General features: G+C 39.7%; 19 protein-coding genes. All 19 read right to left on the bottom strand.

The features are described 5' to 3' along the window. Nucleotides 1–557: 557 nt before the first annotated feature. The 19 genes from icmF to speB all read right to left on the bottom strand — a co-directional run bounded on the left by icmF (nucleotide 558) and on the right by speB (nucleotide 24,649). A complete protein-coding gene (gene icmF / locus MHB44_RS03250) occupies nucleotides 558–3,806 on the bottom strand; it encodes a fused isobutyryl-CoA mutase/GTPase IcmF (RefSeq protein WP_341301567.1) in 3,249 nt (1,082 codons plus the stop codon). 92 nt (nucleotides 3,807–3,898) lie between these two features. Then, complete coding sequence (locus MHB44_RS03245) at nucleotides 3,899–4,531, bottom strand: TetR/AcrR family transcriptional regulator (RefSeq protein ID WP_053993147.1); 633 nt, start codon at nucleotides 4,529–4,531, stop codon at nucleotides 3,899–3,901. Between the two features lie 3 nt (nucleotides 4,532–4,534). Beyond that, complete coding sequence (locus MHB44_RS03240) at nucleotides 4,535–5,671, bottom strand: acyl-CoA dehydrogenase (protein ID WP_341301566.1); 1,137 nt, start codon at nucleotides 5,669–5,671, stop codon at nucleotides 4,535–4,537. A gap of 164 nt (nucleotides 5,672–5,835) precedes the next feature. Beyond that, nucleotides 5,836–6,972 (bottom strand): acyl-CoA dehydrogenase, encoded by a 1,137-nt coding sequence (locus MHB44_RS03235; protein ID WP_341301565.1) that lies wholly within the window; start codon nucleotides 6,970–6,972, stop codon nucleotides 5,836–5,838. Nucleotides 6,973–7,031: 59 nt separating this feature from the next. Then, complete coding sequence (locus MHB44_RS03230) at nucleotides 7,032–7,883, bottom strand: 3-hydroxybutyryl-CoA dehydrogenase (protein WP_053993150.1); 852 nt, start codon at nucleotides 7,881–7,883, stop codon at nucleotides 7,032–7,034. Nucleotides 7,884–7,887: 4 nt separating this feature from the next. After that, on the bottom strand, nucleotides 7,888–9,087 hold the full coding sequence (locus MHB44_RS03225; protein WP_053993151.1) for an acetyl-CoA C-acetyltransferase: 1,200 nt from the start codon (nucleotides 9,085–9,087) through the stop codon (nucleotides 7,888–7,890). Between the two features lie 199 nt (nucleotides 9,088–9,286). Continuing rightward, nucleotides 9,287–11,497, bottom strand: a complete 2,211-nt coding sequence (locus tag MHB44_RS03220; RefSeq protein ID WP_053993152.1) for a heterodisulfide reductase-related iron-sulfur binding cluster — start codon at nucleotides 11,495–11,497, stop codon at nucleotides 9,287–9,289. 218 nt (nucleotides 11,498–11,715) lie between these two features. Next, on the bottom strand, nucleotides 11,716–12,279 hold the full coding sequence (locus MHB44_RS03215) for a cob(I)yrinic acid a,c-diamide adenosyltransferase (protein WP_053993153.1): 564 nt from the start codon (nucleotides 12,277–12,279) through the stop codon (nucleotides 11,716–11,718). A 12-nt stretch (nucleotides 12,280–12,291) separates the two neighbouring features. Continuing rightward, nucleotides 12,292–13,752: an adenosylcobinamide amidohydrolase gene (locus MHB44_RS03210; protein ID WP_053993154.1), complete on the bottom strand. Its 1,461-nt coding sequence runs from the start codon at nucleotides 13,750–13,752 to the stop codon at nucleotides 12,292–12,294. Further along, nucleotides 13,749–14,750 carry an iron ABC transporter permease gene (locus tag MHB44_RS03205; RefSeq protein ID WP_200908496.1) on the bottom strand — a complete coding sequence of 334 codons (1,002 nt, stop codon included), beginning with the start codon at nucleotides 14,748–14,750 and terminating at the stop codon, nucleotides 13,749–13,751. The genes MHB44_RS03210 and MHB44_RS03205 overlap by 4 nt, the downstream gene beginning before the upstream one ends. Continuing rightward, nucleotides 14,747–15,718: an ABC transporter substrate-binding protein gene (locus tag MHB44_RS03200; protein ID WP_053993155.1), complete on the bottom strand. Its 972-nt coding sequence runs from the start codon at nucleotides 15,716–15,718 to the stop codon at nucleotides 14,747–14,749. The genes MHB44_RS03205 and MHB44_RS03200 overlap by 4 nt, the downstream gene beginning before the upstream one ends. Nucleotides 15,719–15,980: 262 nt before the next feature. Beyond that, nucleotides 15,981–17,648: an acyl-CoA dehydrogenase family protein gene (locus MHB44_RS03195; protein ID WP_341301564.1), complete on the bottom strand. Its 1,668-nt coding sequence runs from the start codon at nucleotides 17,646–17,648 to the stop codon at nucleotides 15,981–15,983. A 1-nt stretch (nucleotide 17,649) separates the two neighbouring features. Continuing rightward, on the bottom strand, nucleotides 17,650–19,149 hold the full coding sequence (locus tag MHB44_RS03190; RefSeq protein WP_341301563.1) for a long-chain-fatty-acid--CoA ligase: 1,500 nt from the start codon (nucleotides 19,147–19,149) through the stop codon (nucleotides 17,650–17,652). After that, entirely contained in the window at nucleotides 19,142–19,531 is a 390-nt protein-coding gene (locus MHB44_RS03185) for a MerR family transcriptional regulator (protein WP_341301562.1), read from the bottom strand. Before MHB44_RS03185 ends, MHB44_RS03190 begins: the two co-directional genes overlap by 8 nt. Before the next feature lie 377 nt (nucleotides 19,532–19,908). Continuing rightward, nucleotides 19,909–21,576 carry an arginine--tRNA ligase gene (argS, locus tag MHB44_RS03180; protein ID WP_341302912.1) on the bottom strand — a complete coding sequence of 556 codons (1,668 nt, stop codon included), beginning with the start codon at nucleotides 21,574–21,576 and terminating at the stop codon, nucleotides 19,909–19,911. Continuing rightward, nucleotides 21,576–22,007 (bottom strand): DUF1934 domain-containing protein, encoded by a 432-nt coding sequence (locus tag MHB44_RS03175; protein WP_341301561.1) that lies wholly within the window; start codon nucleotides 22,005–22,007, stop codon nucleotides 21,576–21,578. Before MHB44_RS03175 ends, argS begins: the two co-directional genes overlap by 1 nt. A gap of 258 nt (nucleotides 22,008–22,265) precedes the next feature. After that, nucleotides 22,266–23,030, bottom strand: a complete 765-nt coding sequence (locus MHB44_RS03170) for a type II CAAX endopeptidase family protein (protein ID WP_341301560.1) — start codon at nucleotides 23,028–23,030, stop codon at nucleotides 22,266–22,268. Then, on the bottom strand, nucleotides 23,027–23,596 hold the full coding sequence (locus tag MHB44_RS03165; protein ID WP_341301559.1) for a TetR/AcrR family transcriptional regulator: 570 nt from the start codon (nucleotides 23,594–23,596) through the stop codon (nucleotides 23,027–23,029). The genes MHB44_RS03170 and MHB44_RS03165 overlap by 4 nt, the downstream gene beginning before the upstream one ends. 180 nt (nucleotides 23,597–23,776) lie before the next feature. Beyond that, nucleotides 23,777–24,649, bottom strand: coding sequence for an agmatinase (speB, locus tag MHB44_RS03160; protein ID WP_053993163.1), 873 nt, complete (start codon nucleotides 24,647–24,649; stop codon nucleotides 23,777–23,779). Nucleotides 24,650–24,885 lie beyond the last annotated feature (236 nt).

The following is a 24,885-nucleotide window of genomic DNA, read 5'->3' as shown; positions in this document are numbered from 1 at the left end:
ACTTCCTTTCCCTCATCACAATGGACGTTTTAAAATTACATAATGCTTTGTCTTGCTTCAGTAAGTAATCTAACTCTAGTTGAACCAAGCTAAAGCCCCGAAGATGTCACAGATTTTAAAGAGGTTTCCCCTCACGAACGCGAAAAAATCTGGACACAATTACATCGGGGCGTAATTGATTTTTTCCAGGCGTAGTAAAAAACTATGCCAAAGTCACTTTTCATATCATAAGCATAATACCCATTATATACAAAGTTTTAGTCCCTTTGCTAGCGTCAATTACTGTTTTTTATATTGCGCATTTTTTTGATACCTAGATAAAACAAGTAGACAGATAATAGTAGTAAAGGAATAGCGCCAATTTGCTTATTATACAGGAAAATGGCTCCCAATACTAAAGCTAATATAATTATGTAGTGAAGAATTAATTTCATTCTCTACCGCGCCTCCTCTTTTTTACAGTTCTATTATAACGAAAATAAAAAGAAGTGCCTAATCCTAAGACTAGACACTTAAACTGAACGAAGCAAGTTGCATACATTCACAAAGAAGATATATTACATATTACGGCGATATTGACCGCCTACTTCATATAAAGCTCTGGTAATTTGCCCTAAGCTAGCTACTTTCACCGTTTCCATTAACTCCGCAAAAATATTGCCATTGTTAACAGCCACTTCTTGTAAACGAGCAATCGCTGCTACACTTTTGTCTTCATGCTCTTTCCAGAAGGCATGTAAATTATGAATTTGCGTTTCCTTTTCTTCTGTTGATGCACGTGCAATTTCCATATTATCAATAGCAGCATCTGACGGTGGATTTGGATTTAAGTACGTATTAACACCAATAATTGGTAATTCACCTGCATGCTTGAGCATTTCATAGTACATGGACTCTTCTTGAATTTTACCTCGTTGGTATTGTGTTTCCATTGCCCCTAGTACGCCCCCACGATCATTGATACGATCAAATTCTTCAAGAACCGCTTCTTCTACAAGATCCGTCAACTCTTCAACAATAAAAGCACCTTGCAAAGGATTTTCGTTTTTCGTTAAGCCATGCTCTTTTGTAATAATCATTTGAATAGCCATAGCACGACGTACAGATTCCTCTGTAGGTGTAGTAATCGCCTCATCATAGGCATTTGTATGCAATGAATTACAGTTATCTTGTAATGCCATCAATGCCTGTAATGTTGTACGAATATCATTAAAATCAATTTCCTGTGCGTGTAAACTACGTCCAGAAGTTTGAATATGATACTTTAGCTTTTGTGCGCGCTCATTTGCACCGTATTTATCACGCATTACAATGGCCCAAATACGTCGTGCAACTCGTCCGATTACTGTATATTCTGGATCAAGACCATTTGAAAAGAAGAACGATAGATTTGGTGCAAAATCATTAATATTCATGCCACGGCTTAAATAATATTCTACATACGTAAAGCCATTCGCTAAGGTAAAGGCTAATTGGGAAATAGGATTTGCGCCAGCCTCTGCAATATGGTAGCCAGAAATTGATACGGAATAATAGTTACGCACTTTATGATCTATAAAGTATTGCTGAATATCCCCCATCATACGTAAGGCAAACTCTGTTGAGAAAATGCATGTATTTTGCCCTTGATCTTCCTTTAAAATATCTGCTTGTACTGTACCACGCACGACTTGCAATGTTTTTTCACGTGTCTCTGTAAATTCTTCAACTGTCAAAGTTCGGCCAAGCTCTTGTTCACGTAATTGTATCTGTTGATCAATTGCTGTATTCATAAACATCGCTAAAATAATAGGCGCTGGACCATTAATCGTCATCGATACAGATGTAGATGGTGCACATAGATCAAAGCCTGCATAGAGCTTTTTCATATCTTCTAATGTACAGATTGATACACCTGATTCCCCAACCTTACCATAAATATCTGGACGATAGTCAGGGTCCTCACCATATAATGTAACCGAATCAAATGCTGTGGATAAACGTTTCGCATCATCATCCTTTGATAGATAATGGAATCGTTTATTTGTACGCTCTGGTGTTCCTTCACCAGCAAATTGGCGCTTTGGATCTTCTCCCTCACGCTTAAATTGGAAAACACCTGCTGTATATGGAAATTCGCCAGGTACATTTTCTTTATAAACCCAGCGTAATATTTCACCATAATCTTCAAATTTCGGCAATGCTACTTTCGGAATTTTTGTACCAGAAAGACTTGTTGTTTTTAAGATGGTACGAATTTCTTTATCCCGCACTTTCGTCACAAACTCATCGCCTGCATAAGCTTCTCGTAAAGCCTGCCAATTATCCAATATACGCTTGGATTCTGCTGTTAATTCATCTCTGACACCTTCTGCTAAAGAAGTAAGCGATGCGACAAGTGCATCATCTGGTGCTTTTTCCTGCACTGTTGCAATAGCACCCTCTAATTGGAATAGACGACGAGCAAATGCCACCTGCTGCTCTGACTTTTTATGATAGCCACGAACAGCATCTGTAATTTCACGTAAATAATAACGGCGATCGTTTGGAATAATGACATCTTGCTTTTGCGTTTTGGCAAATTGCTCATAGCTTGTTGCCCAATCACTACCTGTTTTTTGATTAATAATATTTACTAATGCCGCAAATAATGCATTTGTTCCTTTATCATTAAATTGACTTGCAATCGTCCCATACACTGGCATATTATCAAGCGACTCTGCCCACAGCTCCCGTGAACGTTGATATTGCTTTTGCACTTGACGCAGTGCATCCTCAGAGCCTTTACGCTCAAACTTGTTAATAGCAATAACATCAGCAAAATCAATCATATCAATTTTCTCAAGCTGTGTTGGTGCACCAAATTCACTTGTCATCACATACATTGATAAATCCGTATATTTTGTAATTTCGGCATCACCCTGACCAATACCACTGGTTTCCACAATAATTAAATCATAGCCTGCTACTCGTACTACATCTAGCACATCACCAATTGATGCAGATAATTCAGTACGAGAGCCACGCGTTGCTAAACTACGCATATAAACACGGTTATTGAAGATGGCATTCATGCGAATTCGATCTCCAAGTAATGCTCCGCCCGTTTTTTGCTTTGTTGGATCGACAGAAAGAATTGCTACACGCTTATCTGGAAATTCCTTCAAAAATCGGCGGATGAGCTCATCTGTTAAAGAAGATTTACCAGCTCCCCCTGTTCCTGTAATCCCTAGAATTGGGGTGCCCTTTGAACGTTTTCGAGCTTCTTCTAACATCTTTCTCGTTTCTTCATCTGCATTTGACTCGGCTGCTGTTATTAAATTCGCTAAAATTTCAGGCGTTTCTGGCGTTACTACCGCTAATTTTTCTAAATAATTACCTGTTGCAGTTGAGAAATCTGTGCCTTTCACTTGTTCGTTAATCATACCTTGTAGCCCTAAAATACGGCCATCCTCTGGTGAAAAGATCCCTGCAATTCCGTAATCATGAAGCTCCTTTATTTCACGCGGTAAAATAACCCCGCCTCCACCACCATAAATTTTAATATGTGGCGCACCTTTTTCATGGAGTAAATCATACATATATTTAAAGTATTCCATATGCCCGCCTTGATAGGAGGATATAGCAATGCCTTGTGCATCCTCTTGTATCGCGGCATTAACGACTTCTTCTACGGAACGATTATGGCCTAAATGAATAACTTCTACGCCGCTGGATTGTAAGATGCGTCGCATAATATTGATCGAAGCATCATGTCCATCAAAAAGACTTGATGCTGTTACAAAACGTACATGATTTTTTGGACGGTATACTTCTACCTTTGTCATATGAAATCCTCACTCTCTCCCGAAATGAATTAAAAAAGTCGGCAATTGCATGATCGCTGTATGCAATTACCGACAACCTCTTTTTCGAACTATTAGAACCCCTTTATGCCTGAAATGAACAATGTAATTTGCATTTCAATAAACTCGTCAATAGAGTGCTGACGATGTAATGCCCATTTACGGAATGCCCAGCTTTGCCCTGAGACCACTAAATTATTGGCTGCTAAATGGATTTGCTTGTCTGTCATCGTTAATTCACCAGACTGTACACAGCGTTTTAGCAATCGTTCAAAGGTAGCAACCATTTCAAACTCTTTACTAAAAACATAGCGTTGTGCTTCTTTAGATAATGATTTCGTTTCTTGATACATAATAGTAAGCTCATCAACCATATGATCGATTTGCAGGAAATACTCTCGAATCATTTCTTTTAATTCTTCAATCGTTCCTGCCTTAATTTCATAGCTTGAAAGCCGCTCCATCGCATGATGATAAATGCTATCACAGACAAGGTACAAAACATCTTCTTTCGTGCGGATATACTCATATAACGTACCGATACTAAAACCTGCTGCTTTTGCAATTTCCCTCGTCGTAGCCCGATGGAAGCCTTTTTCTTTAAATAGCTTAATAGCTCCTTGAATCATTTGTTCACGACGTATGGCGATTAAATTTTCATCTTTTACGGTTGACTGTACTTGGGGCCTTTTCTCTTTTTCTGGCATTGGTTATTTTGTTAGCATACGTGAGATTACTAGACGTTGAATCTCCTGCGTACCTTCATAAATTTGTGTAATTTTTGCATCACGCATAAAGCGCTCAACAGGGTAATCTTTTGTATAACCGTAGCCACCAAATACTTGAACCGCCTCTGTCGTTACACTCATCGCAGTATCGCCAGCCATTAACTTTGCCATTGCAGATGCTTTACCATATGGTAAATTATTAGATTCTAACCAAGCAGCTTGATATGTCAGCAATCGAGAGGCCTCAATTTGAGTTGCCATATCTGCTAATTTAAAGGATACACCTTGATTAGCAGCGATCGGCTTACCAAATTGTACACGCTCTTTTGCATAACCAACTGCTGCATCTAACGCTCCCTGGGCAATCCCTACAGCTTGAGCCGCAATACCATTACGTCCGCCATCTAATGTAATCATTGCAATTTTAAAGCCTTCTCCTTCAGCACCAAGCAGATTTTCCTTTGGCACACGACAATTATCAAAAATAATTTCTGTTGTTGGTGATGAGCGTATCCCCAGTTTTTTCTCTTTTTTCCCTACAGAGAAGCCTTCAAATCCTGCTTCTACGATAAATGCAGATGTTCCATGCTTTGCCTCTGGGTCTGTTACGGCAAATACAATATATGTATCCGCTACTCCACCATTTGTAATAAAGATTTTTGAGCCATTTAAAATATAATCATCACCATCACGCTTTGCATACGTTTTCATACCACCCGCATCTGAGCCTGACCCTGGTTCTGTTAAACCATATGCACCAATATGCTTTCCTTCCGCCATTGGACGAAGATATTTTTGTTTTTGCTCCTCTGTCCCAAACTTGTAGAGTGGCCAGCCAGCTAATGATGTATGTGCAGATAATGTTACTCCTGTGGAAGCACAAACACGAGATAATTCCTCGACAGCAATGACATATGCAAGGTAGTCAAATCCCGCTCCGCCATATTCCTCTGGCCATGGAATACCTGTTAATCCAAGCTCCGCCATTTTATCGAAAATCGCACGGTCAAATTCTTCATTTTCGTCACGTTCTGCTGCTGTTGGTGCTACTTCATTTATTGCAAAATCACGAATCATTTCACGCAATTGCTCATGCTCTTCTGTTAATTGAAAGTTCATTGTCCATTTCCCCTTTTTAATTAGACTCTGTTCCATTGTAGTGCTAGATTGAGCGATTTCTTCTCATTATTGAGCGGTTGTAGTGACTTTTTGAGCGATTCTACCACTTTATTGAGCGCCCTTCTCCCTTTTTCGAGCGACCCTAACATTTTATTGAGCGCCTTTTACTTCAATAAATGCTTACTTATTACTAGTTTTTGAATTTCACTTGTGCCTTCATAGATTTCTGTAACCTTGGCATCGCGGAAATAGCGTTCGACTGGATAATCCTCTGTATAGCCATAGCCACCAAATACTTGAATAGCTTCAATTGCCGTTTGTACAGCTGTACGTGATGCAAAAAGCTTCGCCATTGAGGCCTCCGCTCCACAGGGTAAGCCTTTCGCCCGTAAATCGGCTGCACGATAAACTAAGAGCTTTGCAGATTCAACAGCCGTTGCCATATCTGCAAGCTTAAAGCCAACGCCTTGCTGGGCAACAATTGGCTTGCCAAATTGAACACGTTCCTTGGCATAAGCCGTTGCAGCTTCAAATGCTGCTTCTGCAATTCCTAAAGCCTGTGCAGCAATACCAATACGACCAACATCTAAATTAGCCAGTGCAATTTTAAAGCCTTCTCCCTCTTCCCCAAGTAGGTTATCGGCTGGAATACGGCAATTATCAAATGTCAACTGAACTGTACGGGAGCCATGCAAGCCCATCTTCTGTTCATCCTTGCCAATAATAAGCCCTGGTGTTCCCTTTTCCACAATAAATGCAGAAATACCTCGTGTTTTTTCAGTTGGATTCGTAGAAGCGAAGACAATATACACATCAGCCTCTCCGCCATTTGTAATAAATACCTTGGAACCATTAAGCACATATTCATCGCCATCTCGCACTGCTTTTGATTGTAGAGAGCCAGCGTCTGAACCTGCACTTGGTTCTGTTAAACAAAATGCGCCTAAATATTCCCCTGCTGCAAGCTTTGGTACATAACGTTTCTTTTGCTCATCATTGCCAAAGTAAATGATTGGATTTGTTCCGACCGAAGTATGCACTGATAAAATAACGCCCATTACAGCGCTTACTTTTGATAGTTCATGAATCGCAATAATATACGATGTAAAGTCCATGCCAGAGCCACCTAAGTCTTCTGGTGTAGTAATCCCCATTAAGCCAAGTTCACCCATTTGCTGTAGAAGCTCACGTGGAAATTCCCCTGCTTCCATACGCTCTATCCATGGCTGAATTTTTTCCTGGGCAAACTGACGCACCATATCGCGCATCATAATTTGCTCATCTGTAAATTGCAAATGCATCTATAATGTCACCCCTCTAAGTTGTCCCGTAGCATCCGAATAATCCCATCCCCATAGCATTATTCATATACATAAAAACCTCTTCCTGATTTTTTCCCAAGCCAGCCTGCTGCCACATATTTACGAAGCAGTGGGCAAGGGCGATATTTACTATCTCCTAGACCCTCGTGTAAAATTTCCATGATGTAAAGACAAGTATCCAAACCAATGAAGTCTGCTAACGTTAATGGCCCCATTGGATGGTTCATACCAAGCTTCATTACATCGTCAATCGCTTCCTTTGTTGCGACCCCTTCATAAAGTGCATAAATCGCCTCATTAATCATCGGTAGTAAAATACGATTGGAAATAAAGCCGGGAAAATCATTTACCTCTACTGGCGTTTTTGCAAGCTTTACTGTCATCTCCTCAACAGCTTTGTAGACCTCATCAGCTGTTGCTAAGCCTCGAATGATTTCAACAAGCTTCATCACAGGCACAGGATTCATAAAATGCATACCAATAACCTGCTCTGGACGATTTGTCACTGCTGCAATTTCTGTAATCGGCAGTGAAGATGTATTTGTAGCTAAAATGGCATGTGCTGGTGCAATCTCATCCAGTTGCTTAAAGATCGATTGCTTTATGTCCATATTTTCGACAGCAGCTTCAATCACAATATCTACATCACGAGCATCTTGTAAATCTAATGAAGTATGAAGTCGTGCTAAAATAGCTGCTTTCTCTTCTTCAGTTTTACGCCCTTTTTCAACATCGCGTGATAAATTTTTTATAATAACCCCTAGCCCACGCTCTAAAAATTCTGGCTTCACATCATTCAATGTCACTTCATAGCCTGCTTGTGCACAAACCTGTGCAATACCCGAGCCCATTTGTCCTGCTCCAATGACCATTACCTTGTGAATTCCCATTTGTTTAGTCCCCCTGTTTTGGTACTTCAATCATAATCGCATCACCTTGCCCGCCGCCTGAACAGATCGCAGCAATGCCGATGCCACCGCCTCGACGCTTTAACTCCTGTGCAAGTGTTAAAATAATGCGTGCTCCAGATGCCCCAATTGGGTGACCCAAAGCAACTGCACCACCATTAACATTGACCTTATCTGCATCTAAATCGGCTAACTGTGTGCTAACTAAGGCAACTGCTGCAAAAGCTTCATTGATTTCAAATAAATCAATATCTGCCAATGATTTATTGGTCTTTGTTAATAGCTTGTTAATAACAAGACCAGGTGTTTGTGGGAAGTTTTCTGGCTCAATCGCAAGTTCCTCATGACCAAGAATAATGGCTAATGGTTCTCGACCTTCACGTGCAGCACGTTCCTCACTCATGACGACAAGTGCACATGCACCATCATTTACTCCCGGTGCATTCCCTGCAGTAATCGTACCATCCTTATCAAAGGCTGGTTTTAGCTTCGCCAGCACTTCCAACGATGTACCTGCTCTTGGTGCCTCATCTGTATCAACAACAAGTGGTTCACCTTTTCGTTGTGGAATTTCCACTGGTACAATTTCTTCAGCAAAATAGCCTTTTTCAATGGCAGTAAGCGCACGTTCATGACTGCGCACTGACCAGGCATCCTGTTCCTCACGGCTTAGTGAAAATCGTTTAGCTGTCGTATTACCGTAGTTGCCCATATGTGGTCTTGCCTTATCGAACGCACATGTTAGGCCATCATAAAGCATACCATCGACCATTGTTGAATCTCCCATGCGTAAGCCTGTTCGACCATTTAACAAATAATATGGCGCATTGGACATGGACTCCATGCCACCTGCCACGATCACTTCTTCGTCCCCTAATCGAATTAGTTGATCTGCTAATGTGACTGCGCGCATCCCCGACGCACAAACTTTATTGATTGTTTCTGTTTTTACGTTGATTGGTAAATCAGCTTTTATCGCAGCCTGTCGAGAAGGAATTTGCCCCTGTCCCCCTTGTAAAACAGAGCCTAGAATCACTTCATTTACTTGATCTGAGGCTAGATTGGCTTTCTCTAATGCCCCTTTGATCGCAATCGCACCAAGGTCACTTGCATGCAATGCTGCTAGTGAACCACCAAATTTACCAAACGCTGTTCTTGCTCCTGCTAAAATTACAGCTCTATTCAAGTAAAACACCCCTTTTGTTTTACGTTCACAATGAAGCGACGACGTATAATTAATTGACTGAACGCTCGCTCGATTTCTAGCGATGAAAAATGGGAGTATTAAACTCCACTCCCATTTCCATTTAATCTTATTCTACAAAACAATTTTTTAATGTGCAATTTATATTTTTCAGATAACTAAAATATTGCTGTAAGAGCGATTATTTTTCTGCGTTTATTTCAGTATTTTCATTCTGCTGCGCATTTTCTACTGAAGCTACTACTTCTTCAAGTGTTTCCTCATCAGAAGTTTCTGCTGCTTTTACTTTTTCTCCAAATACTGAACGCTCAAGTAATTCTGCAATATCGAATGTACCAATGGAATCTTCAACCTCTTTTGCCTTCGTACCATCCTCTAGCATTGTTAAGCAATAAGGACAGCCAGAAGAAATCACAGATGCATTCGTTGCTAAAGCTTGCTCTGTACGTGCTACATTAATACGATTACCGACATGCTCCTCCATCCACATTAAACCGCCACCTGCGCCACAGCACATCGCTGTTTCGCGATTTCGTTCCATTTCTACAAGTTTAACTCCAGGAATACCACGTAATATCTCACGTGGAGCATCATAAACGTCATTGTAACGACCTAAGTAGCAAGAATCATGGAAGACAATTGTTTCATGAACCTCATAATTTAACGCTAGTCGATTTTCTTCAATTAGCTGGTTCAATAATTCTGTATGGTGATAGACTTCACCTTTCCAGCCAAAGTCCTGATATTCATTTTTAAAGATATTGTAAGCATGCGGGTCAATTGTAACGATTTTTTTCACATCATTCTTCTCAAACTCATCAATATTAGCTGTCGCTAACTCTTGGAACAAGAATTCATTTCCTAAACGACGAGGTGTGTCTCCTGAGTTTTTCTCTTTATTACCTAAGATTGCAAACTTCACACCAGCTTCGTTTAACAGGCGACAAAAAGCTAAAGCAATTTTTTGTGAACGGTTATCAAATGCACCCATTGAGCCAACCCACAATAGATATTCCATTTCCTCGTCAGATTTCTTTAGCTCTTTTACTGTTGGAATATGAATTGTTGGATCTAAATCACGCCATTTTTCTTTTTCTTTACGGTTTAAGCCCCAAGGATTGCCTTGTCGCTCAATATTCGTCATCGCACGTTGCGCATCAGGATTTACTTTCCCCTCTGTCATTGTTAAATAACGACGTAGATCAATAATTTTATCCACATGCTCATTCATCACTGGACATTGATCCTCACAGTTACGACAAGTCGTACAAGCCCAAATTTCTTCTTCTGTAATGACATCACCAATTAAAGATGGACTATAGATATCTTCAATTACTGCACCTTCAGCGCCTGCTGCCATGGCAAGCTGATTGCCCTTTGTATTGGCAAAGAATTGATAAGGCACCCATGGCTTTTGCTTTGTGACAACAGCACCTGTAAATGTTAAATGATCACGCAATTTCACGATTAAATCCATTGGTGACAGCATTTTTCCTGTTCCTGTTGCTGGACACATATTTGTACAACGTCCACATTCTACGCAAGAGTACAAATCAAGCATTTGCTTTTGCGTGAAGTCCTGAATGCGTCCAACCCCAATAGCAGGCATATCCTCTTCACTTTCAGCATTTTCTAACGCCTCAAAATCAATTGGTGTTAATGTACCTACACGATCTAAACGATTCATGTAGACATTAAGTGGGCTCACAATTAAGTGGAAATGCTTAGATTGTGGTACGTATACAAGGAATGTTAATAGAATTAAAAGGTGTGCCCACCACATGACATAAAACACGCCAGCAGCTACCGATGTAGGTAGGAAGCCAAAAATAGCAGCGATGCTAGAAGCAACTGGCTCCGTATAGGTTAATCCCTCACCATGCCAAATTAACCCCATACCATTCGCGATTAATGTCGATACCATTAAGCCACCAATGAAAATTAATACTAGCCCATTTTTCCATCCTCGTTTTAAACGTACTAGCTTTTCAACATAACGGCGGTAAAATGCCCAGACTACTGCTATTAAAATCATTAACACAACCAGCTCTTGGAAGAATGTAAAGACACCGTAGAAAATGCCCAATGGCAGATGTGATTCTGGTGCTAATCCTTTCCAAATTAAATCAATGGCTCCTAGCTGTACCATTAAAAAACCATAGAAAAACATAACATGAATTAGCCCACTCTTTGGATCTTTTAATAGCTTATTTTGACCAAATACATTGATCATAATATAACGAAGTCGTTCTTTAACACTTTCATCAAACTCAACCTTTTTCCCCAATTGCACATACTTATAGCGTGTTTTTAACAGATAGAAGAACAACCCTACTGCATAAAGCACAACCACGACTGTTAAAATAATATTGGCAATTAATAATGGACTCATGGTTGGTCCCCCCCTTTAGTTTGTCGTCATTTCTCTCTTTGTAAAGAAATTGCTAGTTCATACAAAAATGTACGTCACTTAATCATTATATTCCTATTCTAATAAATGAGTGAGCATTCAGTCAACACAAAACAAGAAATCTTACTGATAATTTTCTATTCTTACATTTTACAAGAAAAAAAGCCACCCTGAATTTCAAAGTGACTCTTCCAGCGAAATTATTTTTTAAAAACGTTACCACTACGAATATATTCAACATCTGCTACCTTTAACCGAACATTAACAACGCGTGCAGCTGCAAATAAGTAATCCGATAAACGGTTTAAATATTTTTGCACAACCTTTGGTACATCTTCTACTTCCTTCATAAGTGTTACCATCTCACGCTCTGCTCGGCGTGCCACTGTACGAGCAATGTGTAAAGTTGCTGCCGCTGGTGCACCCCCGGGCAAAATAAAACGTTGAAGAGGTGGTGCTTCATCTGACAATGCATCAATACGAGATTCTAACACTTCAATAGGCTGCTCTGTTAGCTTATAATGACGCTCCTTCATAACATTGGCAAGATCACCACCAGCATCGAACAGCTCATGCTGAATTGCCTCTAAGTCTGTCAAAATATCTTTAAAGAGCGCCTGATCTAATTCGCTAACAGCCTTGCCAATAAAAGAATTTAGCTCATCAATGGCTCCATACGCCTCCACACGTAAACTATCTTTATCCACACGTCCACCAATAAGACTTGTTTTCCCCGTATCGCCTGTTTTCGTGTAAAGCTTCATTTCTCTCATCTCCTAAAATTGATTTTTATAATTTTTAATAGCCTGAACTGTTGTTTCAAAAACGCCCTTTGCGATTGTTTTCCCTACTTCTGTAATCGGACCAGCATACAGCATTTCTTCCCCTTTTTGAGTGGCAGCTATTAGCAAACTATCCGTAGCCGTACCTGTGGCAATTGTTCCACTGCGCGCATCACGAATATTTTCTGATTGCAATGCTTTTGTCTTTGCTTCTGTAGCTGTCATCGTTGCTTGTAAAAAGGCTTCTTCTGATAAACAGCCATTAATAATGACCCATGTATTGATGGTGCCAATATAAGGCTCATCCTGTCGTTCATGTACACGTGATACATCCACTGCATTGCCAACACCTGCTGTTACAGCTACTATCATATTGCCAAAAGACGCAGAAAATTCTTGGATTGCTACAAGACTCGTTGGCACAGCTGTTAGCATCACAACCGTGCTTGTAGGTGCGAAATTCTCCCTTTGTAAAAATTCGTTGACTTCTCGTTTTACATCGCTAATTACATAATCACCTGGTACTGAGCGATTTAATAAGCAGCTAAACCACCCAATTCCAGGATTATGTACGGCTGATGATACTATTTTTAAAGGAATTTCTGTTTGAAGCTGAATATAATGTTCCGTTATCGTGAAATGCTCCTTTTTAATCATTGCACGTTGTTGACGATCACCTGCTGTAGGCATCATTGTAATTTGTGGCTTTGGCATTTCAGGATGTGCATAGGTTGCCACTCGTGCTTGGTAAACATCTTCAATTTGTGAAGCGATAATCACCTCATGTGGCGCACCAATTGCTCGCATCTGCCCGCCCTCCATGAGTAATAATTCATCACAATAAAGTGAGGCTAAATTCATATCATGTAGCACCATTACCACTGTCAGCCCACATTCCATAGCCTCTTTACGCACCATATCTAAAATTTGACGTTGATGGGCAATATCTAAGTGATTTGTGGGCTCATCTAGCAGTAGAATTTCTGCTGTTTGGGCAAGTGCTTGTGCCACAAACACACGTTGCTGCTCCCCACCTGATAAAAATTCCATTGGTGTCTGTTCATAACGCTTGACACCTGTTTGTAGCATAGCATGTTGAACAGCCTGTTCATCACGCGCAGACCAACTAGCAAAGAAGCCTGTTTGATGCGGGTAACGTCCGAGTGATACAACCTCCCGCACACTATTGGAGAAAGCATTGGCGTGGAGCTGTGGTAAGACAGCCATTTTTTTCGCTAATGCACGTGCATTATACGAGTGAATAGCTTTCCCATCAATCATAACCATGCCAGTAGTAGTTGGTAAAATACCACTTAATACTTTCAATAATGTGGATTTTCCACTACCATTCGGTCCTAAAATACCAAGAATTTTTCCTTTTTCCACAGTAAAACTTATGTCTTTGACGAGTGGTACGTCTTCATAGCCACCCGATAAATGTTCAACAACAATCATGCCCGCACCCCCTTGCTTTTACGCTGCTTATAAAAAATATAAGAAAAAACAGGTGCTCCAATAAAGGCTGTAATCACACCAATGGGCAGCTCTCTTGGCAAAATGATTGTACGTGCTACTAAGTCGCAGATAATTAATAATGTTGCCCCATTTAAAAATGATAATGGTAATACATGGCGATGATCAGCGCCCCATATCATTCGTGTCATATGTGGTACAACTAGCCCTACAAAGCCAATTGTACCAGACACAGCTACAGCAGCTCCTGTTAACATAGAGCCACCTGCTAAAATCAAATACTTACTACGCTTTACATTCACCCCTAGATGTTTGGCTCGCTCCTCACCATATAATAAAACATTTAGCTCTCGTCTTTGTGTCCAGAGCATAAGTGAGCCAATCAGGACAAACGGAATAATCATTTGAACATACGGCCAGCCTCGCATCGAGACCGAGCCAAGTAGCCAACTAACTACTTGTCGTAGCTCCTCGCCCGATAAAGCAATCATTAAAGAAATAAGGGAACCTAAAAATGAACTAAAAATAACACCTGTTAAAATCAAGGTCTCCATTTTCAAGGAACGATCAACCGCTCTGGCAAAGGTCATCACAATAATCATTGTTAGAATAGCACCGAGCATACTAAAGATTGGCAAAGCATACAGCCCTGCCATAGGTATGGATATACTAAAAAAGATAGTCATTACTGCACCAACAGAAGCACCTGAGGAAACACCTAATGTATAAGGGTCTGCTAATGGATTTTTTAATAATCCTTGGAAAGCCGCTCCTGCAATCGCAAGAGAGGCTCCTACTAGCCCTGCTAATAGCACACGCGGCAAACGAATTTTCCAAAAAATATTGGCGGCTGTTTCATCAACCGTCTGATTCCATAAAACTTCAAATGGAATATGAACCGAGCCTATTGCTGCACCGCACCAGATACTTATCATAAGAAGCGTGCATGTTAGTACATAGGCTACTGTTATTTTTTTCACTCAAATACCTCTGGATGGATTGCTTTTGCTAATTCTTCAAGTCCGTCTGCTAAACGTGGACCCTGACGGCTTGTTGTACTTTCATTCACTTGCACAATTGCGTTATTTTTCACAGCATTCACTGTATCAAAGCCAGCACGTTGTGGAATTTTTGTTAAAATATCTGGTACATAGTGATAGGTCACAATAATAACATCTGGATTTTTTGCAATAATTTGCTCCGCATCAATCTTATACCAGTCATTACCATCTGCTGCTACATTTTCTGCATGAATCATCTCAAGCATAGCGTTCATAAATGTACCATTTCCAGCTACATAAATATCTGGCTCATCAGATGCTTCTACTAGGACCTTCTTTGGCTCAGTATCCTTCACCTTAGCTTGAATCTCTTCCACCTTTGTCTTCATATCAGCAATAATTTTTTCAGCCTCTGGTAGCTTCCCTGTAGCACGACCAAGCTGCTCAATTGTTGTGTAGGTCTCATTAAAATCTTGTGCATTGTTCACAACAAACACTTTCACACCTGCTGATTCTAGCTGGGCAATCGCTGCTTCTGATAAAGACATACTTGATTCATGTGAAAACACAATATCTGGCTGTAAGGCAATAACCTTCTCAATATCGTACTCCATACCGCCAACCTTTTCCTTGTCCGCAGCTTCTGGTGGATAATCATCATTGTCTGTAACACCTACGATTTCATCATTTAAACCAAGGCCAAATAATATTTCTGTATTACTTGGAATAAGCGAAACGATTTTCTCAGGAGGTGCTTCGAGTGTAATGTCCTTACCAAGTGCATCTGTCAGCGTCATCGGGAATGTCGCTTCATCCACCTGCGATGTCTCTTGCTCTGTTTGTGGCTTGTCCGTTGAAGGCTTAGCATCCTTATCTCCCTGCCCACAAGCAGCAAGTACACCGATTGCTAAAAATGCTGATAATCCTATTTTCCAAAACTTCTTCATTATAATCCTCCTTATTTATCTACCATATCTTTGAAAAATGGCTTGACAGAGCATCCATTATTCAATCGATTTTATTATACACGAAAAGAAAAAAAGTCGCCTCCATCTCAAGGCAACTCAGTGTACGTATATGGATAATGAATAGCTTCATATAGCATTTGTACACGGCAAATATGTTTAATTGAATTAAAAAATGACAAAGGCATCGAAAAATTTAAGCTCGATGCCTTTTTTCTATAGTGGAGAAGACGACTTTACGTTATTAGACAATTTCAGAAAAATATCGTACTGTCTTCATCTCTGCACCCATTTGTCGTAATGACCAAGTTTGCTCTAAATATATATCTGCTAGTTTTTCATATTTGCTACCAAATTTTTGTGCCCATTCCACAGCTACGACGCTTTCATAAAGCTGCGCCATTTTTTTCGCCATGTCTTTTGCTTCAAACGTTTTGGTTGCGTCATCTAGGATGCTAAATCGCTGCAATATGTCAGCTAATAACGCTAATTGCTCTTTGACGATTTTCACTAACGGGCTATCTATCAGTGCTGCTAATCGTTCCTCCATTTTCTGCACAAATAATTGATGTACATGGTATTTATCCACTAAACGAATTAACTCCAAGGCAAGAATATTTGCTGTGCCCTCCCAAACCGTTAGCACCTGTGCATCTCTTAGTAAACGAGGTGTCACGAAGTCTTCAATATAGCCATTTCCGCCATGCAATTCAATGGCCTCGCTTGCATAGTGAACGGCTTGTTCTGCTGTTTCCTTTTTCATAATGGCAATATATAAGCGATTCATAATTATATCCTGCTCTGTTCCCTGCCCACTTGTTACTTTATCGTATAGTTGTATGAGATCAAATACAGTCGCTACTTCAACATGTAGCTTCGCTGCAAATTTACCTAGTGTATCCTGAATCATCGGATAGTGGGCTAGCGGCTTACCGAATGCATAACGATTTGTTACATAATGCTTTGCCTCTAAATAGCTACGGCGCATAATACCAAGCGATGCAACCGCATTACAAATTCTCGATAAATTCAGTGCCTCCAGCATATAATAAATTCCTTTATTTTGCTCCCCTACTACATAGGCAAGCGCCCCCTCAAACTCCACCTCACCTGATGGAACAGCTCGAACACCTAATTTATCCTTTAAGCGCCGAATGCAAAGATGATTAACGCTGCCATCCTTCTGTCGCCATGGCACTGCAAATAATGTTAAGCCTTTAGAGCCTGCCGGTGCCCCCTCTATACGTGCTAGCACCATGGCAACTCCACACATACCTGCGTTAGAGGCGAAATATTTTTCACCATAAAGACGATACTCATCTCCATCTTTTCTTGCCTCTACAATATTTGCCCCAACATCTGAGCCTCCCTGACGCTCTGTTAAAAATGTTGCGCCTTCGTAAAGTTCAGTATTACCTGTTGCACAAACATGTGGTAAGAAGCGCTGCTTTACCTCCTCATCCGCATAATGATCTAACAGATAGGCTGTAGCCATTGTTAATGTAACGGGACAATAGAAGCCAGGCTCTGCATGTGAGAGTAAATAGCCCTGTGCAAAGCTATAAACATAATTCCCCTTGCGACCTAGCTGTGGGATATCTTTATGCACATAGCCAACAATACCTGTATTATACGTTTCCTCAATCGTTTTTTTATAGCCATCATTGACCCAAACTTCGGATACTTCTTCACCATAGGCATTATATCTTTGCAGCTTGGGCTCACCCTGTCGATCGGTATGCTTTGCCCGCACATCAATATCACCCGCACATAATTCTCCAAAATCTGTAAGCTCATGCTGTGCATATGTTAAAAGCTCTTGATCTAACATCATCTCTAATACTTTGTGCAGTGTATCATCCTCTGTAAAAAAGTTTGTTGTACGTCTGGCTTCCTGCTGTAATACCTTCATGCTATCTCACCTCTTGCTCCTTTAAGGATTGTTTTAAAATTTTACCTGATGCATTCCGTGGTAGCGCTTCCACTTTTTCAAAAATACGTGGAACTTTATATTTTGCAAGATACCCCTCTAAATAGGCTTTTAAAGCGTTTTCTTCAATATCCTGCTTTGTAGCATAAACAGCCTTCACCGTTTCTCCCCATTGTGGGTGCGGTACACCAATAACAGCCACCTCAAATATTCCTTCATAGCTTAATAGGCAATCCTCAATTTCCTTTGGATAGATATTGACGCCACCTGAAATAATGACGTCCTTTTTACGATCAACAATCCAGATAAAGCCATCCTCATCCATACGTGCTAAATCTCCCGTTTTTAGCCATCCATTTATAAAGGCTGCATTTGTGGCGATTTCATCCTTGTAATAGCCAAGCATATTGCCCTCGCCAAACAGGACGATTTCTCCTACCTCATCAACGCCTACATCCTTACCTTTGTCATTGACAATTCGTAGCTCAGTACCAAGCGGCGCTCGTCGCCCAATACTTCCTGCCTTTGTTGCATGCTCTTCACCAAACAATAATGAACCACTTGGACCTGCCTCTGTTAAACCATAGACACATGTTAACTGCTCTGTCCGGAAAGCCTGCTGAATAAAACGAATTTCATTTTGAGATAATGGCGCTCCACCATATACCCACCATTTCATCGATGATAAATCAGCCGTTTGCAATCTTGGCATTTGTGCTGTTAATAAATAGGCAACAGGCGCACCAAAGAAGTGAGTCGTTTTTTCCTGCTCAATGGAGTCAATTAATAGATCTGGTGTAAACGTTGGTGTTAAGACACTTGTTGAGCCTACAAGTACCCCTGCCATTAAAAATAAATGCAGCGGGGCTGAATGTGTTAATGGCATCATCAGTAAAATGCGACTTTCTGGCTTTACCTCCATTTCCACTGCAATCATTTGTGCCACCGTTAAAATATTGCGATAGCTAAATAGCACGCCCTTTGGTTTACCTGTTGTACCTGATGTATATAAAATAGTCGATGCATCATCCTCATGAAGCTGGCAATCAATTGTTTGAGTGCTGGCATTTTGCAGCATTTTTTCATATGAAAGCCAACCTGCCTGCTCTTGCCCTGTTTTAATTTTTAACGGCACAGTTATTTGCTCAACTGCGGCAAAGATAACTTCATGAACGATAATTGCCTTTGCTTCAGCATGCTGTGCAACATATTCAACCTCTTGCAAGGTAAATTTCGCATTAACTGGAACAACAATAGCACCAATACGCTGAATCGCAAAATAGCTCACTACAAATTCCACGACATTTGGCATAAAGATAATAACCTTATCGCCCTGTTTTATTCCTTGCTTTAGTAAAGCATGGCTAAAACGGGTCACTTGCTCATCTAAATCACGATACGTCACCCTTCTACCATGGCAAATAACGGCTTCATGTTGCGGATACTTACGGGCATTACGTGCTAATAAATTGGAACTATTCATCGTGCATCTCTCCCTTTAAAGTCGCTAATTTTTCACTAAACATGCTATGCAATTGCTGCAATTCATCCTTCATTTGCATCAGCTCAGCTATTTTACTATCAATCTCTTGCATTTTTTGCTCACCATATTCAACCGTTCGCTCTAGTTGCTGAATACCTGAACGATCAAAATCAAATAGCAAGACCATTTCTTTGATTTCCTCCAAGGAAAACCCGTAACGCTTGCCTCGGAAAATAAGCTTAAGCTTCGCTAATTCTTTTTTTGAAAAGGTTCGTTGATTTGTCGATGAACGTTGAGGACAAAGCAGTCCAAGCTCCTCATAATAACGCAGTGTACGAGCTGACACATTAAATTCCTTGGCTACCTCCTGAATCGTCTTCACTACCATCTCTCCCTTTCATGTTGGCAACAGTATATCATTGACGTTAACGTAAACTTCAACAACATTTTTGATATTTCGAGAAAAATATAATTATGAAGCAGCGAGTATATTAAGTGCTAATGGTTACTTTTGTGGTGCTATCCTCCATTTTTGCGGTTCTATTCGCTATTTTCATGATTCTATCTGCCCCTTTGGCAGGACTATCCGCACTTTGCTCTGCCATCCACTGCTTTCGGGGCTCTATCTGCTACTTTTCCAATTCTATCTGTCACTTTAGCAGGAATATCCACACCTGCTCTGCCAGCCATTCACTTTCAGCATTTTATTCATATAAAAAGCTCCTAACAGGTCTAAATTGTTAGGAGCTAAAATAGCTATTACATTTTTTCAGGTGCCGATACACCGATTAAGTGTAGTGCATTGGCAATTGTTGTGCGTACAGCCGTAATTAATGCTAAGCGAGCCTCTGTTAGCTCTTTATTTGTAGCATCTAATACCTTCTCAGCGTTATAGAAGCTATGGAAGGCTGCTGCTGTTTCTTGAATATAGTTGGCAATACGGTGTGGCGTACGATGTTTTGCCGCTTCTGCTACCACTTGTGGGAAGTCGCCTATTTTTTTCAATAAATCAATTTCCTTCTCTGCTGATAACAGATTTAGATGCGCTGTTGAAGCAGCGAAGCCTTGTTCACCTGCTGAGCGTAAAATAGATGAGATACGTGCATATGCATATTGTGCATAGTACACGGGATTTTCATTGGATTGTGATACGGCAAGATCAAGGTCAAAATCCATATGAGAATCGCCTGCTGTTTTTACAAAGAAATAACGCACTGCATCTAAGCCAACCTCTTCCACAAGCTCACGCATTGTTACTGCATTCCCTGTACGTTTCGACATTTTGAATTTTTCACCATTTTTATAAAGCTGAACCATTTGAATTACTTCAACTTCCAATGTATCACGATCATAGCCAAGTGCTTGAATTGCTGCCTTCATTCGTGGAATATAGCCATGATGGTCAGCTCCCCAAATATTAATTAATTTATCAAAGCCACGGACAATTTTATCCTCATGATAAGCAATATCTGGTGTTAAATATGTGAATGAGCCATCATTCTTAATTAACACACGATCTTTATCATCCCCAAATGTTGTTGAACGGAACCATGTCGCACCGTCCTCTTCAAATACATGACCATTTGCTTTTAGCTTATCTAACGCTACTTCGATTTTACCGTTTTCATATAGAGAGGTTTCAGAATACCAAACATCAAAGTTAACACGGAAGTTGGCAAGGTCTGTTTTTAGCTTGTCCAATTCTAGCGCTAAACCATGCTGACGGAAAAATGCAAAACGCTCTTCCTCTGATTTCGATAAAATAGCTTCACCATGCTCTTGCGCTAGCTTGCCAGCAATTTCAATAATATCAGCACCATGGTAGCCATCTTCTGGCATGTGCGCCTCTAGCCCTAAAGCCTGCTTATAACGAGCTTCTAGGGAATATGCTAAATTATTAATTTGGTTCCCTGCATCATTAATATAATACTCACGAGAAACCTCATAACCAGCCATATCTAATACATTACATAACGAATCACCAACAGATGCTCCGCGCGCATGCCCTAAGTGAAGGTCCCCTGTTGGATTAGCAGATACAAATTCCACCTGAATTTTTTCACCTGCACCAGCGTTTGAGCGACCATAATCAGTGCCTTGTGCAAGGACTTGCGACACCACTTCTGTTAGAAAATCCTTACGCACAGTGATATTCATAAAACCAGGGCCAGCAATGTCGATTTTTTCAATATCTGTGCCTGCTGTTTCAAGATTTTCTAAAATAGCCTCTGCAATAGCACGAGGCGGTTTTTTCGCTAGCTTCGTCAATTGCATAGCAATATTTGTTGCATAATCACCGTTCGCTTTATCCTTTGGTGCTTCAAGGTGAACTGTTAATTCTGTGCCAGCCTCTACTAAGCCAGCTTTTTCAACAGCCTGCGCAATCGCTGCTTTAATGGCTTGTTGTACTTGTTCTACTGCATTCATCATTGTACCTCCGTAAATGTAATATCTAATGTATAATTGCCAACGGATTGCCCACCCATTAGTAAATCGTACTGTACATGGAAATCTCCGCTTACTACCTGTTTTGTAAATGTCATTTTCTTTGTATCAATAACAAGAGGCATTGAACCAAACTCACTTTCATAATGACCTACTTGTTGTTCAATGATATTAAGTGGTAGCCTCATATTCACAGCACCAGCACGCATAATTAGCGCCCGCTCATGACCCAGCTTCATCGTTGTGCGGATGGTTTTATCCTCCTGCACCTCTTCATATTTCAAATACATACTTCCTGCTTTTTCAAGTAGCTGCCCTGTCAGCCACATTTCCTGACTTTCGGATTCTCCATCTATTGGACGAATCGTAGAAATGAGCTTAATGTTCACCTGTGATCTTACCTCATTCGCCATTATGGATGCTCCCTTATATTGTTTTTCCTATAACCTTTTTATTATAGGATGAATACTGATATTTTTTCAAGATAGAAGTCAAGTGTACCCAAGTAATATTTCCATCTCCACAAATTACCTATATATTGCAATTCATACTGTAAAACATAAGTTAGTTCATCTTTAAATGAGAACTAAAAAAGCATCTGCTCAAATTAATGAGTAAACGCCTTTGATGTTATTCGTAATAAAAATCTAAGGTGTCTTCCTTCTTTTTTGTTAAACATTAATCTCAGGTTTTTCATTGTTTAATTTCATTAATTCTGTTGTTTCTTTCTTAGGAAACAATGCTCGCCAGAAATAAATTGCGAGACCAATTAACAATAAACAATGCAAGACATACATAGAAACAGAGAGAACATTCGGCTCACTATCAGTCAAGAATGCAATAAAATCATGCGAAGCGTGCCAAATAATCGGGAAAATAATACTTTTTGTCTTTGCGACAATTTCTGCACAAACTAACCCAAAGAGGAATGCAAAAGCTATTTGTAATAATGTCATAAAAAAATTAGCACCGGAAAGTAAATTTGCAAGATGACCAAAACCAAACAAAATTGAGGAGCCTAAAATAGCCACTTTAAGCCCTTTTGCTGATAAATATTTGAAAACTAAGCCTCGGAAAATCAGCTCTTCACAAATACCAACGGCAATAACTAATAGAAGCAAAGTAAGTACAGAAAAACCATCTTTTAATGTAATACCATTAAAGAAAGCCATCAACTCAAAAACAACGATAATGACCAGCCATGTCTCTGCTTTAAATTTTCTAAAACCGAAATCTTGTAAAGAAAATTTGCTTTTTTTCATAATCCAGAGAGTAATTAGAATACCACATGTAAAAGCTGCAAATTGAATCAAATAGATTGTGCTTAAGCTACTTATACTTTTGATAGCTATTATTGCACCAGCTATTGTAGGAAAAACAAGAGCAAGTATAGTAAATAGTATAGATAAAAAAATAGGTGAATTTTTTATTTTCATGTATTTTCTCCATTCAGTAGTTTTTGTTTAACGCCTTCAAAAACGTCTTTTAAAATGCTCTCAATTTCCGAACTATCTAAATCACAAGTATTCGTCGCACACATTGTTGCAATACCGTGTGTAGTTAGCCATATATCTATAAATAGAGTTTTAGCAGAAGTTTGAGTTAATCCTGTTAATTTAGAAATTATTGCTATAATCCCTTGATTTTCTACATCATTGAGTAAATCTGAAAAGCTGGAGATTTTATATTTATTGGATAGAAATAATAGCTCAAATAGCTTCTTTTCTTCGCGTGCAAAGTTAATATAAGCCAACCCCATTCCTAAAAAAGAACTTTCATGTAAGCCCTGAAACATTCTTTCATTATAAAGATTGCTAGCCCTTTCATAGATTGCATACTTTAAATCATCCATACTCGCGAATACTCGGAATATAGGCTTTGTCGAACAGCCCAGCTCTTTTGCTAAATCCCTTGCATTAACACTATCAATCCCATTCTTTTTAACCATTTCAAAGGCACAATCTAATAAAATTTCCTCTGTAAAACGTTCTTTTGGTGCCAAATGATTTTTTCCTCCTCTAATAGGTAACATATGTTACCCATAATATATCGACATTTCCCTATCTCTGTCAATAAATTTATAGACTAAAGTTGCTATTATTTCTGAATCTTAAAAGCAATGAGGCTAAAATCGGTCTCGTCCATTACGAAAACCTATTTTAGCCTCACACTATAAAATATTTTATTTTACCCAGCCTAAAATCATTTCTCTTAACAATTTACTTGCTGTGTTTGCTGTCATTTCGGAGGAGTCATAGATGGGTGCTACTTCTACTAGGTCAAAGCCTACAACGTTTACACCACTTGCTGCAATAGCGTGAATTGAAGCTAGTAGCTCTTTTGATGTAATGCCCCCGCAATCTACTGTGCCCGTGCCTGGTGCATGGGCTGGATCTAGCACGTCAATATCAATAGTTACATAGACATTGCGTCCAGCCAATGATGGTAGCACTTCTTTTAATGGCTCTAACACTTCGAATTTTGAAATATGCATGCCATTTTCCTTCGCCCATTCGAATTCTTCTTTCATGCCTGAACGAATACCGAATGAATAAACATTTTTTGGTCCAATATGTTCAGCAATTTTACGAATTGGCGTTGAATGCGAAAGTGGCTCACCCTCATATTCCACACGTAAATCTGTATGTGCATCAAAATGAATAATGGCTAAATCATCATACTTAGCGGAGACAGCCTTCATAACAGGCCACGACACTAAATGCTCCCCACCCATGCCAACAGGGATTTTGCCATCTGCTAATAATTGCTCAATAAATTTTTCAATTTCATCTAATGAACGCTGTGCATTACCAAATGGCAGTGGAATATCGCCTGCATCAAAATACTTTACTTCCTCAAGCTCCCGGTCTAAATATGGACTGTATTCTTCGAGACCAATCGATACTTCACGAATACGCTGTGGACCAAAGCGTGACCCTGGACGATAGCTTACTGTCCAATCCATTGGCATGCCATAAATAACTGCCTGTGCATCCTCATAGGTAGGATGACTTTTTATAAAAACATTTCCTGAATATGCTTCATCAAATCTCATTAGTATGCCTCCATTATCGTTAAAATCATGTTTTTCATTTCTTCTATTATGGCTTACAGGATTGTAATGAAACCTGTATCCTTTTATCCTCGTATACATTATTGGAACATCTAACAAATTTCGATTAAAATCTACAAAGTATGCTGGTGATGTCGAATGCTAGTATTTCAAGTAGTACAAAAAAAGTATAGATGTTTTTGTATAAAGTGCAATAGTTTTTAGCCAAAATTTCGATT

The organism is Lysinibacillus sp. FSL H8-0500 (assembly GCF_038051955.1).
Lineage (GTDB): Bacteria > Bacillota > Bacilli > Bacillales_A > Planococcaceae > Lysinibacillus > Lysinibacillus macroides.
The sequence above is the reverse complement of the archived record's forward strand: the minus strand, read 5'-3'. Positions and strand labels throughout refer to the sequence as shown.